The following is a 16355-nucleotide window of genomic DNA, read 5'->3' as shown; positions in this document are numbered from 1 at the left end:
GTAGCATTGATCGAATTCCACGACTGCCGAGAGAGCAACGACTCTGTCTAAAAAGACTCTTGATCATCACTTTAAGCTTGATGCGATCTGGGTTCGAACTTTTACTTTTTGAACAGTAATGGTAGTAACTTGAACGAAGTACACCAAAGACGTGACATAGTAATTTAACAGAGCTTAGCTTTCTTAATTGATCGATCAACACATATGTTTGAATTCGTCTGACATTAAGAGAGCTGTAGCCTTTTTTAGAATAATCTTCTCCTGTTCGAGTTGATGAATACGAGCTTTAAGTTGCTGTATTTCTCTTTGCTCGGGAGTTAAAGCAGTGGCTGTTGGAGCTTGACCTGTACGTTCTAGTTGAAGTTGATCGACCCAACGTTTTAATGCTGTTTGTCCAACATCTAAAGCACGACAGGCTTGAGAAATTGAATAGCCTTGATCAAGCACAAGGCTAGCTGCCTCTAATTTGAATTCTGGAGTGAATGTTCGTCTTGTTTTCATTGAGCACCTCTTTGGTGAATACATTATCACCTAATTTAGTGTCCAACTTTATTAAACCACTACACTCTAAAAAGAGGGCTTAAAATTAAAGATCATGCACGATTAGAGAATTGATTTTAAGCGTTTAACAACTTCTTTACATTGGTCTAAATCTGCTACGAGAGCAAGACGAACATGGTTTTCACCTGGGTTGCCTTGTTCAGTATCACGAGATAAATAACGACCCGGTAAAACTTTGATATGTGCTTTTTCCATCAGCATTTTGGCAAAAGTTTCATCATTATCGACCTTTAACCAATAATAGAAACCCGCATCAGGCTTTTTCAGTGGTAGCAAATGACCTAATTCTTGTTGGAATAAATCAAATTTAGCACGGTATTGTTTACGGTTTTCTTCAACATGTGCTTCATCATTCCATGCAGCAATCGATGCCAATTGATGCTGTACTGGCATTGCAGCACCGTGGTAAGTGCGGAATTTTAAATAAGGTTTTAATAGACTAGCATCACCTGCAACAAAGCCAGATCGCATACCTGGTAAATTAGAACGTTTAGACAGAGAGTGAAATACGATACAGTTTTTATAGTCATCACGACCTAATTCTGCACAAACTTCTAATAAGCCAACTGGTGCTTCATCAAACCATAGTTCTGAATAACATTCATCAGATGCGATGACAAAATTGTATTGATCAGAGAGCGCAATTAATTTTTTGAACTGTTCTTTTGAAAGCACAGCACCTGTCGGATTTCCGGGGGTGCAGACAAAGAGCAAAGCTGTCTTCTCCCATACTTCCGCAGGGACAGCATCGAAGTCGCCAAGGTAACCATTTTCTTCAGTACAGTTGATGAAATAGGGTTGAGCGCCAGCGAGTAAAGCTGCACCTTCGTAAATTTGATAAAAGGGATTCGGCATAACTACATAAGGCGCTTCATCACGATTGATCAGCGCTTGTACGAATGAGAAAATTCCTTCACGTGTGCCAGTCACAGGTAAAATATGATCTTCTGCGCTAATAGCATTTAATTTGAAACGGCGTGTGAGCCATTGCGAAATACTTTCACGTAATTCTGGTAAGCCTTTACTGTTTGGGTATGTCGAAAGATGATTGAAGTTATCGACAATAGCTTGTTTTACGAATTCAGGTGCAGGATGTTTTGGCTCACCAATTGACAATGGAATTAACGGAAGATTTGCAGGTTTTACATCCTGAAAAAGTTTATTCAACTTTTCAAATGGATAAGGATGTAATAGGTTTAAACTAGAGTTCATGAAACAGTTACCGTCGGGTTAAATCTAAATTTTAATGATGATTACAGACCTGATTTGAAGCCTCATCTAATGCTGCTTTTAATTGTTCAGCAAAAGCCTGAGCTTCAGTTAAATTCATAGGTTCGCCATTCTTTTTGGTTACAAAGAAAATATCTTCTGCGCGCTCACCCAAGGTGGCGATTTTCGCGGAATGGATATCGAGACCTTGCATCATAAATAAGCCACCGATACGGGCAAGTAATCCAGGCTGATCGAGGGTAGAGATCTCGACCATATTTTGCTGTAGCGCCTCGTTCAACGTAATATCAATTGTGTTTTCGATATCAAAATGACGAAGTTGGCGTGGAATACGGCGTTGCATTAAACCTGGATAATTTTGTGAATCTGTTAATGCGTGCACCAATGATTCTTTTACCGTATTTTCACGTTCTGGATCTGTCACTAATGTGCCAAAACGATCAAGCACCACGTAGGTGTCTAAGCTAAAGGATTTAGTTGCTGTAATAATGCGTGCATCTTGTACATCTAGATTCATACGATCTAGAACTGCAACAGTGGTGGCAAAAAGATTAGGTTGATCTTGAGTGTAAATAAAAATCTGCACAGCATCTTGCGCTGATTTACGGTGCGCGCGCATCATCACCAATGGTGCTGAATTATCACCATGATCTAGGATTGCACGTGTATGCCATGCGACTTCATCTGCAGTTTCTTTGAGGAAGTATTCGTCACCAAGTTCTTGCCAAACTTTTTCAACGGCTTCTAAAGCATAATCATTGACAAGTAATTCACTTGCAGCAAATTTGGTATCTTCGATCAGCATTTGGTAATCGACAGGACGACCCAAACCACTACGAATAACGTCACGAGCATTGGTATATAACTGACGCATGAGCGATGCGCGCCATGTGTTCCAAAGCTTAGGATTGGTTGCGTTAATGTCAGCCACTGTAAGCGTATACAGATAGTCTAAGTGTTCCATATCACCGAGCTTCTCGGCAAAATCTTTTACAACATCTGGATCAGAAATATCTTTTTTCTGCGCAGTCATCGACATCAATAGATGATTTTGGATCAACCACGCAACAAGATTACACTCACGCTCAGTAAAACCGTGCTTGCTACAGAACTCAATGGCATCAACCGCGCCCAATTCACTATGGTCTCCACCACGGCCTTTGGCGATATCATGGAACAAAGCAGCGAGGAATACGATGTCTCGGCGCACCAGACGCTGGAATACCGAACTTACGACAGGAAAATCTTTAGCAAATTCGGGTGCTTTAAAACGATTTAAATTACGTAAGAGTAGGAGCGTATGTGCATCTACAGTATAGATATGGAATAAATCGTATTGCATAAGGCCCATGATTTGCCCAAATGCAGGAATATAGTTGCCGAGTACACCATAACGTTTCATCGCAAGCAATGTTTCATATAAGTTATTTGGTGACCGGATGATCGCCATAAACAAGGCTTGATTAACTGGATTGTCTCTATACGCTTGATCAATGCGTTTTGCAGCTAAAGTAAGCAATCGAAGTGTACGAGCTCGAATACCATCAATATCAGGGCGATTTGCTAGGATATAGAAAATCTCAAGGATGGCTGTAGGCTTCTCTGCAAAAATTTTATGGTGTTGAACTGCGAGTTTACCATCCACCAATTTGAAGTTTTCATTCACTTCTTCAATTTTACGCTCATAGTTGGGTAAGCGAGGCGTGATGACAGACTCATTAAAATAGGCGAGTAGCATTTCATTCAGGGTTGAAACCTGCTGAGCTGCTCGATAGTAGCGTTTCATGAACTGTTCAATTGGATAATTGATATGTTCATCTTCGACTTTGTGGTAACCAAATTTTGCTGCGATATCGCGTTGGTAATCAAACAATAGTCGGTTTTCATCACGCTTAGTTAAGCGGTGTAAATGATGACGAATTTCCCAGAGAAAATTCTCAGCATCTTCGAGAACCCCAAGTTCAAACTCAGAAATGAAACCTAAATGTACAAGATCGTATATACGATTTACTCGGAAATGCCGTTTTGCAATCCAACCAATTTGGTTAATGTCTCGAATGCCGCCCGGTGCATTTTTGATATCAGGTTCTAAATTACTTTCAGTGTTGTTGTGCTGAGCGTAGCGTTTGGCTTGTTCTTCCATCTTGGCATCAAAGAAGGTTTTATCCGTCCAAGTTTGTGAAACAACACGACGAGGCCATTTCGCTAAGTGTTCATTGCCAATAATTAAACGAGACTCAATGAGAGATGTAGCTACCGTTAAGTCATTCATGGCCTGTTCAAAGCACTGTTGAATGGTTCTTACACTTACGCCAGGTTTAAAATTTCCAACATCCCATAGAGAGGAAATAAAAATGGTAATGGCATTTTCTTGTTCTTGTGTAAGATCATCTTCTGAAAGGATCAGAATGTCGACATCAGAGTAGGGCATCATTTCACGACGACCATAACCTCCTACAGCGAACAAACCCAGATCGGTTTGATCTAACTCAGCATGTTGCCAAAGGAATTTAAGCGCCTCATCAATCAGATTTGATCGAGTGAGAATAATCTCACGTATCGCCTTACCATTTTCAAACTCATGTTGTAATTGATTTTCAACATCTGAGCGCCATTGATTAATTGCCTTGATGTCGTGATTACTCGAAACATAGTTTGCTAATGGAGACGTATTGATCATGAAATGATGGCCTACCTAATGAATTATTTGTTTTGATTTACAATTACTTTTGAAGCGGCTTCAGACGCTAATTCGCGTGCTAAGTCAGTTGTTTCAGCACGTGCAGTTGCAACCCCCATACGGCGACGTTTAAAGCCTTCAGGTTTACCAAAAAGTCGTAAATCGACATTAGGGTTTTGCATAGCAAGATTTAAGCCAGAAAATGACAAATTCGTATCATCAACACCTGCATAGATCACAGCGCTTGCAGCAACACTGTGACGTTGCGTATTTACTGGAAGACCTAAAATCGCACGGGCATGAAGTTCAAATTCACTTTGATATTGAGATGCAAGTGTGACTAATCCAGTGTCATGTGGACGAGGAGAAACTTCACTGAACCAAACTTGATCACCTTTAATAAATAATTCCACACCAAAAATACCGCAACCGCCTAGTGCTACTGTGACTTTATTGGCAATACGTTTTGCTTCACCAAGGGCAGCTGTGCTCATAGGTTGAGGTTGCCAGCTTTCTACATAGTCACCTGCATCTTGACGGTGTCCAATAGGATCGCAGAAGTGCGTTTCGATTTCTCCTGTTTCAGGATTTTTTGCCCGTACTGTGAGTAATGTAATTTCGAAATCAAAATCAATTTGCGATTCTACGATGACAGTGCCTTGATTGACACGACCACCTGTTTGAGCATATTCCCAAGCCGCGTCGACTTCATCAAAAGATTTTACGCGTGACTGTCCTTTACCTGATGATGACATCACAGGTTTTACAAAATTTGGATAGCCAATATCATCACATGCTGCACGGAATGATTCCAAACTATTGGCAAAACGATAAGCCGAGGTTGGTAGCCCTAGTTCCTCAGCTGCGAGGCGACGAATTCCTTCACGATTCATGGTGAGATTGACGGCTTTCGCAGAGGGAATAACTACGGCAGTTTTAGAATCTTCGATTTCCACTAAGACTTCAGTGGCAATGGCTTCAATCTCGGGAACAATTAAATGAGGTTGAACTTGTTCAATCAGTTTTTTTAATTCTTTTGGATCCGCCATATTCAATGTGTAGGAGTGATGAGCAACTTGCATGGCAGGTGCATTGTCATAGCGATCTGCCGCATGTACTTCTACACCTAATCGTTGTAATGATATTACCACCTCTTTACCCAACTCACCTGAACCCAATAATAGAACTTTAAACGCCGAAGATTGAAGTGGAGTACCGAGTGTAATAAGCATTTGATTCATCCGTGCTTGATATTATGGACTTTTAGCATATCAGAACTAAAACCTCTTGAGCGCGATGAATACAAGAAAAAGCAAGAAATTATTTTGATATCGTTTAATTTTTTTATTGATAAAAATTTATAAGCCTTATCCGAGGATCAGGCTTATAAATTTAGAATCTGAATGAATAATACGCGAGAAATGTTTTAAAGTGGGAAATAGGTATACACCAAACCGTATGTGAGTGCCGCTGTGAGTGTTGCAGGTACAATCTGTTTAAATTTGAAATACAAACCCGAGAGCACAATAAAACCAATTAACATGGCAACGCTCTTATTGGGTGTTTCTAAGAGCGGCGGTAAAGTCGCGACCACGAGCATTGAACTGATCGCAGCAATACCGATTGATCCAAGGGCGATTTTAAGCCAAAGAGCACCGCGTTTCTGGCGACCTTGTTGTAGTCTCTGAATCACAAAAAAAGGACCAAAGCGTGAGGCGAAATTCGCGATGCCGACCAGAATACCGACACAAATAATTTCTAGATTCATGATTGTTCACCTGTGTGCAAAGGATCATGTTGCTTCAGTACATAATGTTTAAACAGACCAGCCAAAATACCGGAGCTTATGCCAATGAATATCGCTGCAGATAAATCGATAAAGTAACAGGCAATAGCAGAAACAATAATGGTGATGGTCACGACAAAGGTATGTTTTTTCTCAAATGCAGCTAGTAAGAAGCTCAAGAAAAGTGCAGGTAATAGAAAGTCGAGCGCTGCCTGCAAAAATTGGGGAAGATGACTGACTTGATCTGCAAATAAGCCCCCGAGAAAAGATCCAAGTGCCCAAGACAACCAGCTAAACAGACTCAGACCTAGCATCCAAGATTCAGACCATTCTTGACGGCGTTGCGACAGTTTAATCATGCCTGATGCAAAGACTTCGTCGGTCAAGCCCCATGACCAAATTGCAGTTTTTTTCAGATTGAGTTTATCTTGAATTAAGTTTTGTAAAGCAGGGCCATATAACAAATGTCGAATATCAAGCGCTATTACAGTTAAGGCTGTCATCCAGATAGAAGTGCCACTGCCGAGTAAGGCAACCACCAAAAATTGACTGGCACCTGCATACATCGAACAGGATAAAAATAATGCTTCCCACGCTGTAAAACCAAATTGAGTTGCAGATACACCAAACGCGAATGAAACAGGCAAATAGGTGAAAATGATGGCTTGACTATCTTTGGCACCTTGCCAAAAACCTGCCGGTGTCATGTGTGGGGAGCTTGATTGGGTCACGATAAACCTAATTGGAGATTGGAACAAAAGGTATAAAACGAGATTGAGTATTCTACCCGAATTTACTAGCATAGTGCCGAATAGTTTATTAGAGCGATGTCATGTTTGCGATTCAATCTCCCTTTAAATTAGCTGCATTGACTACATTCCTCATCTTCACTTTATCCGGTTGTGGTGGTCAGGCAGAAACTGCCGATCAAAAGGTTGAAATTAAAGAAGCACCGAAGTTGACCAATGATGCAACTGAATATGCAAATCATGCTTGGCAATTGATTAATCAGGTTGATCCTATTCTGTATCAAGCCAATAAAGCGCTTATACCATCACAAGTACGCGAGCCTGTGCGTCAATTGGTGTTGGATTGGCGTATTAATGTCAAAATGACCGACTCAGTGACTGAAGGGAAATATGCGCTTTGTCGAAAAGCGCTAACAACCATAGATGCTTGGGCGCGTGCAATCGTGGAAAGTGAGGGGCAGCTCGCACAGCGTCAAGCCAATTATGAACGCGATAAAGCCCAGTGCAAAACTGCAATTGAGCAACCAGAATTAGGAAACACCAAGGCGTATACAAAATTATTTTAAGTGACCCTAGCCAACCCAATACAATGATTAATCCAGATTTTACTGAAGCTCTTCATCTTTAGTCGGTTAAGTTTGATCGGCTAAAACTTTAAGTTGATTGAGATCAATCACCTCAATTTTTTTAAATGCAACTTTAATTGCGCCAATTTTTTCTAAATGCTGTAGTTCTTGATTAATGGTCTGTCTTGAGCAGACCAACATTTGTGCCAATTGTTCTTGAGATAGGTTGATGGTGTTTTTTTCAATCTCTTTGAGATTACCGTATCCATTTAAGATAAAGATTAATCTTTGTGCTAAACGTTGAATAAGGGGTTGTGTTTGAATAGAGACCAACTCCATGAAAGCATAACGGAGTTTATGACTGACCAATTGGGCCAGATAAAACCAAAATTTTGGATATTGTTCTAAAATTAGATCAAGTCCTACACGACTTATTTTGAGGATTTTGGATTTTTTACTGGTAATCGCATGATGAGAGCGGGGTTGTTGATCAATCAACGAAATTTCACCAAACCACATAATGGGATCTGCGATAACTGTCACCGCCTCACGACCTTCTACGTCAATATGTGCTAAACGAACAGCACCATCAATCACGGCATAAATGCCATCAAATTGATCAGCTTTAGAAAATATCAGTTGCTCTTTGCCATATTCAATGAGCTGAGCATGTTCGAGCATCAGCTGTTGTAGTTCATGATCAAACTGGCTAAACCACCAATTATTTTTTAAAAGATAAACGTATTGATTTAAAAGCAAAATTATCCCTTTTATGCTGTTTATTTGTCGTCTAGTCGACAACTTATTGGTTTACATTTATATATATTGAAGGAAATAGTCAGAAAAAGGAATGATAACATGACTCGTTTAGAGAGCTTGCTTGGACAATATGCAGCTTATCACCTAGATCGTAAAAACGTATTTTCGCATTTTATTGGAATTCCCTTGATTGTATTTTCGATCTTGTGTTTTGCAGCCAAAGCGCAATTTACAGTTGCTGGATATTCCATTGATCTTGCAATGTTATTGATCGTCGCATCAGTGATTTATTACTTGAGTTTGGATCTCATTTTTGGTGTGGTAATGGCAGTGCTATTTGCTTTAATTTATCAACCAGCCACACAAGTAGCAGCTTTAGCGACATCCTCTTGGGTATTGGTAAGTGCTGGATTTTTTATTGTGGGATGGATTATTCAATTTATTGGGCACTATTATGAAAAGAAAAAACCAGCTTTTGTGGATGATCTTGTTGGACTCGCTATAGGTCCTTTATTTGTCGTAGCAGAATTTATATTTCTTATTGGTTTACGTAAGAAACTGGAAGAGAAAGTATTGGTTCGAGCTAAACAATTACGCTATGACATGGACCATAAACACGTAAATCACTCGAGTACTTCAACTCAAAATCCATGATCTCATTCTTTTAAATAATCTTTGCAAAAAAAAACAGCCTTTCGGCTGTTTTTTAATAACTTAAACGTTGAAACGGAAATGTAAAACATCACCATCTTGAACGACATAAGTTTTACCTTCAAGACGCCATTTTCCAGCTTCTTTAGCGCCAGCTTCGCCGTTGTATTGAACAAAATCGTCATAGGCAATGCATTCTGCACGAATAAAGCCTTTCTCAAAATCAGTGTGAATCACACCAGCAGCTTGAGGAGCGGTCGCACCAATTTTTACAGTCCAAGCACGGACTTCTTGAACGCCTGCAGTGAAATAAGTCTGTAGGCCAAGTAAGCCATAACCTGCACGAATAACCACGTTAAGACCTGGTTCTTCCATGCCCATCGCTTCTAAGAATTCAGCACGCTCATCATCTTCAAGCAAAGAAATTTCAGCTTCGATTTGGTTGCAAAGTGGGACAACAATGGCATTTTCTTCTGCTGCTAATTTTTTAACAGCATCAAGGTGTGGATTGTTTTCAAAACCGTCTTCAGCAACGTTAGCAATATACATTGTTGGTTTAAGGGTTAATAAACCAAAGCCACGAACTAATTTGCGCTCGTCGTCATCAAGATCAGCTGCGCGAGCAGGGCGACCTTCATCAAGTAATGGCTGAATTTTTTCTAGTACAGCTTTTGTTGCAACAGCTTCTTTATCACCACCTTTCGCAGACTTTGCTAAACGTGTAACCGCTTTTGATACTGTTTCTAAATCTGCTAAAGCAAGCTCAGTGTTAATAGTTGCAATGTCATCAAGTGGGTCAATTTTGCCGTTCACGTGAATAACATTTTCGTCTTCAAAACAACGTACTACGTGTGCAATTGCATCAGTTTCACGAATGTTGGCTAAGAATTGGTTCCCTAAACCTTCACCTTTAGAAGCACCAGCAACTAAACCTGCGATGTCTACAAATTCCATTGTGGTTGGAATAACACGTTGAGGTTTAACAATAGCAGTTAATTTATCTAAACGTGGATCTGGAACAGGAACGATGCCGGTGTTTGGTTCAATGGTACAGAATGGGAAGTTTTCTGCAGCAATAGCAGCTTTCGTCAATGCATTGAAAAGTGTAGATTTACCAACGTTCGGCAAGCCGACAATACCGCAATTAAAACCCATGAAAAGACTCACAAAGTGTTATTTAAAAATTGTCGGTGATTTTACATCAAAGCCATGACAAAGTCAGGTCATGGCTTGGATGTTTCTCGAAAAGACAGATGAGACTCAATTGAATAGTGTGAATTAGATTTTACGTTTGTCCAAACTATGTGCCAATTGATCACCCAAAGCTTGAATCAGCATGACCAATACGACTAATACGATGATCACCGCCAACATAATTTGCATATCGAAGCGTTGGTAGCCATATCGGTAGGCGATGTCACCTAAACCACCCGCACCAATAGCACCCGCAATCGCAGAGGAATTGATCATGGTTACAAGCGTGACAGTAAAACCTGCAACAATACCAGGCAGTGCTTCTGGTAAAAGCACATGCCAAATAATTTGTTTGCGATTACAGCCCATGGCTTGTGCAGCTTCTATGAGTCCATGATCAACTTCTCGTAGACTGACTTCCGCAATACGTGCGAAAAAAGGTGTAGCCGCTATAGTTAAAGGTACAACCGCAGCCCATACCCCATAACTGGTCCCTACAATCAGTCGAGTGAAGGGAATGAGTGCCACCATTAAAATTAAGAAGGGAATAGAGCGCGTAATATTTACCACCCAACCCAAGGCATGATTGATTTTTTTTGATGGATAAATCCCATTTTCTGAGGTATTGACGAGGATTACAGCCATAGGCAATCCAATAAGAAGCGCTAAAAATGCAGAAATACCGACCATTAACAAAGTATCAATGGTACCCGTAATTAAAAGATCAATGAGCTGGTTGTGCATAGCCAAGCACCTCGATTTGTGATGTTTTATGGTGGAATTGCTTATGGAGTGAATGCACATCAACATCTAATTGAGGAATACCTACGATGAGTGAGCCAACCAAATGATGTTGAATGGTGTCTACATGGCTTTGATATAAATGCACAGGCAGTGCAATTTTAGAAAGTACATCATTTAAGTTGGGAGGATTTTTCAAATCAGTTGCATAGCTGATTTTCAAAATAGTATGCGTTAAATGTGCAGCTCGCTCTTGATGTAACTGGAATGGCAAATCAAGCTGTTCCAAATTGAGGAGTTCTTGTGTGATTTTTTGCTGGGGATGAGAGAAGACTGACCAAACTTGCCCTGATTCAACGATTTCACCTTGATCAATAACCACCACTTGATCACAAATTTCACGAATCACCTGCATTTCATGTGTAATGAGAACGATGGTGAGTCCTAATTTTTGATTAATTTCTTTCAGTAAAGATAGAACAACAGATGTGCTTTCTGGATCAAGTGCCGATGTTGCCTCATCGCACAATAGTATTTCAGGTTTACTGACCAATGCGCGGGCAATCCCAACTCGTTGTTTTTGCCCACCCGATAATTGTGATGGATAGTGATGATGCTTTTCAGCTAAACCGACTAGATTTAAAACCTCATCCACACGAGTTTGAATCTCAGTAGCAGGCACTTTTGCGATTTTCAATGGAAGCGCGACATTTTCCCAAACTGTTTTGGCAGATAGTAAATTAAAATGTTGAAAAATCATGCCAATACGCTGGCGTAGGGCGATTAACTCATTGTGATTAAGCTGCCCTAGATCATGTTGATGTATATGAATACTACCATCAGAAATAGTTTCTAACCCATTTAAGGTGCGAATCAATGAAGATTTGCCCGCACCACTTTTGCCGATAATGCCGAAAATTTTTCCTTCGGGAATATCCAAATTAATCTTTTTGAGTGCGTGAACTAGTTTTCCTTGTACATCGTAATACTTATTTAAATGACGAATTGTAATATGGGGTACTGCAAATTCAATGTGTGAACCAAAACTCACCATGATCATTCTCCTTATTTCCAGCCTTCAAACCACAAACCTTGTCCAAAGTCTTTGTCTAGAATCTGACGGACTTTTGCAGAGTTTTGGAAGGTTTCAACCACAGTTTTTAATTTGTCATCCTGATCTTGATAATCTCGACGCGTTACAAACAAAATCGCAAATTTTTTATTAATCGGATCTAATAACAGTGCAGACGTAGGATCAGCAACTTTTGCCATTTTCAAATAATGAGGAAAACCCATAATTAAGTCAGCTTCATTGTAAGCATGCGCGGTTTGCGGGCCTTCAACTTCAATAATCTTGAGTTTTTTAGGATTACTGATAATGTCTCGGGTGCTGGTGAGCTCATTATTAATATCTTTGACTTGAATTAAGCCTGCACGAGCCAGCAAATTTAAACCACGTGCCATGTTAACTGGATCATTCGGTACGACTACTTTCGCTTGATCAGGTATTTCCTGTAGGGATTGATATTTTTTTGAATAAAGTCCGACATGACTGCCTGAACCTTTCGCAAAAGGCACAAGGTCATAGCCTGTTTCACGCACTGCATTCGCTAGAAAAACACTTTGTTGAAAGAAATTAGCGTCAATATCACCATTTTGTACAGCGACATTGGGTGCTTGCCAGTCTGAAAACTCAATCAATTCGAGATGGATTCCTTGTGCTTTTACATCCTCAGCGACACTTTGCAGTAATTCAGCATAGGGTGGGCTAATACCGATTTTAATCACTTTATCATTTGAGTTTTGACTGATATAACGATATCCCACTAAGGCCGCCAGTACTGCGACGATGACGACTGCAATTTTGATGAATTTAGATGATTGTGTTGAAGTAGACATGAACGCTCCTTATTTCCAGCCTTTGAACCATAGTTTTTCACCAATATCCTCATTCAATGCTTGTTTAACTTTGTCTGAGCTTTGATAAATTTGGATAAATTTTTTCAGTTGAGCTGCTTTTTCAGGCTGAGTTTGTTCAAAGTCATCGCGAACAACAAATAAGATGGCATAAAGCGTGTTATTAATTTCATCCAAAATTAAGGCATCATTTGGATCAATCGTTTGTGCTAAGCGTAGGTACATTGGATAGCTAAATACGAGGTCTGCATCATCTACGGCACGCGCAGTTTGCGGACCTTCGACTTCAATAAAGTTTAATTTTTTCGGATTGGTTTGAATGTCTTTTAAGTTGGATAAGTGGTTGTTGGAATCCTTAAGTTGTATTAATCCAGCGTGTTGTAAGAGGAGTAGGGCGCGACCCTGATTCACAGGATCATTTGGGAGTACAACTCGAGCGCCATTTTCAATTTCACTAATCGCTTTATATTTTTTTGAATATAAACCGACATGTGTGCCTGAGCCGATGCCCAAGGGTTTGAGCTTAAAGTTGGTTTCTTTTAACGCATTATTCAAGAAAGGTTGATGCTGAAAATAATTTGCATCAATATCCCCGTGATTTAGGGTGATGTTGGGTGTATTCCAATCTGAAAATTCTACCAAACGTACATGAATGCCTTGAGCCTTTGCTTCTTCAATTGCGGCTTGAAGTGGTTTTGCAAAAGGTGGGCTAATACCAATGACAATTTCTTGTTGATCATTTTTTTTCAAAAAGGACCATGCAAACGCTGCAATCACAATAATGCCGATTGCAACGCCGATCCATTTAAGTCGAGAAGACTGAGCTTGTGCCATAGAAAGACCCCTAAATATTAAAAACTTAAGCTGAATGTTGGTGTATAGGATTTAAATTTGATTGTTGTATATCTTGTTTTGAGCTTGGACATCGGAAATGATGTGCAGGATGTGAATGTGGTAAATGATCTCCCGCATTGAATAGCTTGTGCCTTAAGCTACCCTCAGCATAGGCGATCTTATAGCGACCACGTTGTTGCAGTTCAGGAATGACATAACGAATAAAATCTTGATGTGACTCTGGAGCGACTGTACGGGCAAGGTTAAAACCATCTAATCCAGAAATATCAATGAATTCGATTAGCTGTTGAGCAACTGTTGCTCCACTGCCAACAAATAAGGGATAACGTCCACCGAGTACATGCTGAGCTTTTAAATCTGCCAAAGTGACTTTGTTTTCCTTAAAGCGCTCATTTACAGAAACGATGCTATTGGTTTTTTTATATAGAATAGCATCCTCATCTTTTAGATGACCTAAGTCTGTTCCGATTGAGCTTGAGAAATGCGCAATGCCAGCTTCAGGACTTGCATATCGAATATATTCCTGTAGTTTTTCTTGCGCTTGTTGATCTGTTTCAGCAGTGACGACAGTGATGCCTGCAAATAATTTAATTGCTGTACCATCACGACCGTGTGAATGGGCTAATTGGCGAATCTTTTGTGTTTGAGACGCAATTTTTTCAGCGGTATCTCCACCAATAAACATGGCTTCTGCATGCCGAGTGGCAAACTGTAGTCCTTTAGGTGATGCTCCCGCTTGATATAGCACAGGTGTACGTTGCACTGAAGGCGAGACTTGGAAGACGCCGTGACTGTTATAGAACTCTCCTTGATGGTGGATCGCATGTACTTTACTCGGATCGGTAAAAATGCGATTGAGCTTATCTTGGATGACAGCATCATTTTCCCAAGAGCCTTCCCAAAATTTGTAGCAGAGTTCTAAAAATTCTTCGGCTTGTTCATAACGTAAGTCGTGATCTTTCAGCCCTTGCTGACCGACTAATCGTGCTGCGCTATCCAAATAGCCTGTGACGATATTCCATCCCAAACGTCCTTGGGTCAGATGATCCAGACTCGCGAAGCGACGAGCAAATTGATAAGGAGATTCATAACTTAAGTTCACTGTGATACCGAAACCCAAATGCTGTGTGACGGCTGCCATTGCAGACACCAGTGTGCTTGGATCATGGCTCGGCAGTTGAATCGATTCTTTTAAGGTTAGATCAATGCTATTTTGATAGACATCGTAAACGCCAGTAATATCGGCAATGAATAATCCATCGAAAAGACCTTTCTCTAAAGTTTGAGCGAGTTCTGTCCAATAACTTAATTGATTAAAACGGTAGGATTGATCACGTGGATGTGTCCAAAGCCCATGATTAATATGACCCACACAATTCATATCAAATGCATTGAGCAGGATCTGTTTTTGAGGACTCGATTGAATTTGTGTCATTACAGCGTACCTCGTCTTGGGGGGAATACGCCGTTTAAAACATAATTGGCAATAAAAAAATATTTCCAACGCGCTGGATCATGCAAGGTATGAACGCGTGCATTTCTCCAGTATCGATCAAGATTATCTTGTCGTTGACTTCCACGGCTACCAGCCAGTTCAATCAGTTTTGACGAGACTTTTAGTGCAGTTTCGGTACTGTGTGCACGTGCTTTAGCCACTTGAATAGAAGCATGTGCAACTGAACGTTCTGAAAGGGCGACTTTGGCGTCTTGAACCGCTTGCGCTGCTTGTTTAAGTAGTAACTCAGTCGCCTTGACGTCTGTTGCAATTCGACCAATTTCGTACAGTGTCAAAGGGTCTTGAGTGGCATATTCAACTTTTGCATCTATCCAAGGGCGTGCTTGACGAACGCGTATTAATGTTTCTTCAAAAGCAGCTCGAGCAATGCCTGTTTCAATTGAGGCATGAATAATTTGTGCAAATGGACCTGAAATGGTGGCAGTTGAATAAGCCAAATCAAAAGGGACTATATCCTCTGGGTCAATCTGTACATTTTCAAATTTAACCGTCCCACTGCCTGTGGTTCGTTGTCCAAATCCACTCCAATCATCTATTAGGCTTAAGCCCTTGCTATGACGTGGAACAAAGACTAGAAACTGGCGCTCTTGTTCATCACTAGCAAGGGTTGGAGTACGGTGAGCGAATAGACTGCCAGTGCAATAAAATTTTTCACCATTGAGGACATATCCATTTTCAACTTGTCTTAAAGAGGTATGGCGTTGTGCTGCATTCTTAGTTTTAAACTCAGCCAAGGCATTTCCAAAGCGAGCACCTTGTAAAACTTCAGTAAATAAACGTCTTTTTTGAGCATCAGACCCAGTATTCCTCAAAATTTCAAGTGCATAGAAATGATTTTGTGGAATTTGTCCGATAGAGCCATCCACACCACTCATTAATGCGATGATTTTTGTCAGTGTATGAATAGAAACATCGGCACCGCCATATTGTTGAGGTACTGTAATGGCCCATAAGCCAGATTGACTGTAAGCTTCGATTTCTTCATGAGGAAGTTCACGATTTAAATCTCGCTCAGATGCACGGTGTTTAAACTTTTCTGCGAGTTCTTGTGCGACTTTTAATGCTTCTTCATCAGAGCGAATAATATGCGCTGGTCTATAGCTGCCTGATTCTTGGATCTCTAAAGCTTGTAAAGATGACATGATGACTC

Annotated in this window: 16 protein-coding genes; 2 read left to right on the top strand and 14 right to left on the bottom strand. The window is 40.4% G+C overall.

Annotated features, from left to right (window positions below):
• Positions 1 to 195 precede the first annotated feature (195 nt).
• From AC1M87_RS14285 to AC1M87_RS14260, 6 genes are all read right to left on the bottom strand, one after another.
• Complete coding sequence (locus AC1M87_RS14285) at positions 196 to 501, bottom strand: transposase (RefSeq protein WP_481594064.1); 306 nt, start codon at positions 499 to 501, stop codon at positions 196 to 198.
• A gap of 102 nt (positions 502 to 603) precedes the next feature.
• Positions 604 to 1773 carry a succinyldiaminopimelate transaminase gene (dapC, locus tag AC1M87_RS14280; RefSeq protein WP_481594063.1) on the bottom strand — a complete coding sequence of 390 codons (1170 nt, stop codon included), beginning with the start codon at positions 1771 to 1773 and terminating at the stop codon, positions 604 to 606.
• A 31-nt stretch (positions 1774 to 1804) separates the two neighbouring features.
• Positions 1805 to 4471, bottom strand: a complete 2667-nt coding sequence (gene glnD, locus AC1M87_RS14275; protein WP_481594062.1) for a [protein-PII] uridylyltransferase — start codon at positions 4469 to 4471, stop codon at positions 1805 to 1807.
• Between the two features lie 23 nt (positions 4472 to 4494).
• Entirely contained in the window at positions 4495 to 5712 is a 1218-nt protein-coding gene (gene purT, locus AC1M87_RS14270; RefSeq protein ID WP_481588341.1) for a formate-dependent phosphoribosylglycinamide formyltransferase, read from the bottom strand.
• A 185-nt stretch (positions 5713 to 5897) separates the two neighbouring features.
• Positions 5898 to 6239, bottom strand: a complete 342-nt coding sequence (gene ygaH, locus AC1M87_RS14265) for an L-valine transporter subunit YgaH (RefSeq protein ID WP_035264532.1) — start codon at positions 6237 to 6239, stop codon at positions 5898 to 5900.
• Positions 6236 to 6964, bottom strand: a complete 729-nt coding sequence (locus tag AC1M87_RS14260; RefSeq protein WP_092766232.1) for an AzlC family ABC transporter permease — start codon at positions 6962 to 6964, stop codon at positions 6236 to 6238. The genes ygaH and AC1M87_RS14260 overlap by 4 nt, the downstream gene beginning before the upstream one ends.
• Before the next feature lie 125 nt (positions 6965 to 7089).
• Here AC1M87_RS14260 and AC1M87_RS14255 point away from each other — a divergent pair, with 125 nt between their 5' ends.
• Positions 7090 to 7572 (top strand): hypothetical protein, encoded by a 483-nt coding sequence (locus tag AC1M87_RS14255; protein WP_481588340.1) that lies wholly within the window; start codon positions 7090 to 7092, stop codon positions 7570 to 7572.
• A gap of 66 nt (positions 7573 to 7638) precedes the next feature.
• On the opposite strand, the gene AC1M87_RS14250 is transcribed toward AC1M87_RS14255, so the two are convergent.
• Positions 7639 to 8331, bottom strand: coding sequence for a Crp/Fnr family transcriptional regulator (locus AC1M87_RS14250; protein WP_481594061.1), 693 nt, complete (start codon positions 8329 to 8331; stop codon positions 7639 to 7641).
• Positions 8332 to 8430: 99 nt separating this feature from the next.
• Between AC1M87_RS14250 and AC1M87_RS14245 the strand changes: the two genes are divergently transcribed.
• Entirely contained in the window at positions 8431 to 8985 is a 555-nt protein-coding gene (locus AC1M87_RS14245) for an Mpo1 family 2-hydroxy fatty acid dioxygenase (RefSeq protein ID WP_481588338.1), read from the top strand.
• A gap of 60 nt (positions 8986 to 9045) precedes the next feature.
• Here the strand turns inward: AC1M87_RS14245 and ychF are convergent, their stop codons facing one another.
• From ychF to AC1M87_RS14210, 7 genes are all read right to left on the bottom strand, one after another.
• The gene (ychF, locus tag AC1M87_RS14240; protein WP_035264512.1) at positions 9046 to 10137 is read right to left on the bottom strand and encodes a redox-regulated ATPase YchF; all 1092 of its coding nucleotides are present in this window, start codon (positions 10135 to 10137) and stop codon (positions 9046 to 9048) included.
• A 123-nt stretch (positions 10138 to 10260) separates the two neighbouring features.
• Complete coding sequence (locus tag AC1M87_RS14235; protein WP_092766235.1) at positions 10261 to 10920, bottom strand: methionine ABC transporter permease; 660 nt, start codon at positions 10918 to 10920, stop codon at positions 10261 to 10263.
• A complete protein-coding gene (locus AC1M87_RS14230; protein ID WP_481594060.1) occupies positions 10901 to 11971 on the bottom strand; it encodes a methionine ABC transporter ATP-binding protein in 1071 nt (356 codons plus the stop codon). Before AC1M87_RS14230 ends, AC1M87_RS14235 begins: the two co-directional genes overlap by 20 nt.
• Positions 11972 to 11982: 11 nt before the next feature.
• Positions 11983 to 12816, bottom strand: a complete 834-nt coding sequence (locus tag AC1M87_RS14225) for a MetQ/NlpA family ABC transporter substrate-binding protein (protein WP_481594059.1) — start codon at positions 12814 to 12816, stop codon at positions 11983 to 11985.
• A 9-nt stretch (positions 12817 to 12825) separates the two neighbouring features.
• Positions 12826 to 13668, bottom strand: coding sequence for a MetQ/NlpA family ABC transporter substrate-binding protein (locus AC1M87_RS14220; protein ID WP_481594058.1), 843 nt, complete (start codon positions 13666 to 13668; stop codon positions 12826 to 12828).
• Between the two features lie 25 nt (positions 13669 to 13693).
• Positions 13694 to 15124 carry an LLM class flavin-dependent oxidoreductase gene (locus AC1M87_RS14215; protein ID WP_481594057.1) on the bottom strand — a complete coding sequence of 477 codons (1431 nt, stop codon included), beginning with the start codon at positions 15122 to 15124 and terminating at the stop codon, positions 13694 to 13696.
• Entirely contained in the window at positions 15124 to 16347 is a 1224-nt protein-coding gene (locus AC1M87_RS14210) for an SfnB family sulfur acquisition oxidoreductase (RefSeq protein WP_481594056.1), read from the bottom strand. Before AC1M87_RS14210 ends, AC1M87_RS14215 begins: the two co-directional genes overlap by 1 nt.
• Positions 16348 to 16355: the final 8 nt, after the last annotated feature.

Source organism: Acinetobacter sp. 24-47-62, assembly GCF_056779765.1.
Note: the sequence above shows the minus strand (reverse complement) of the source record. Positions and strands in the feature narration are given on the sequence as shown.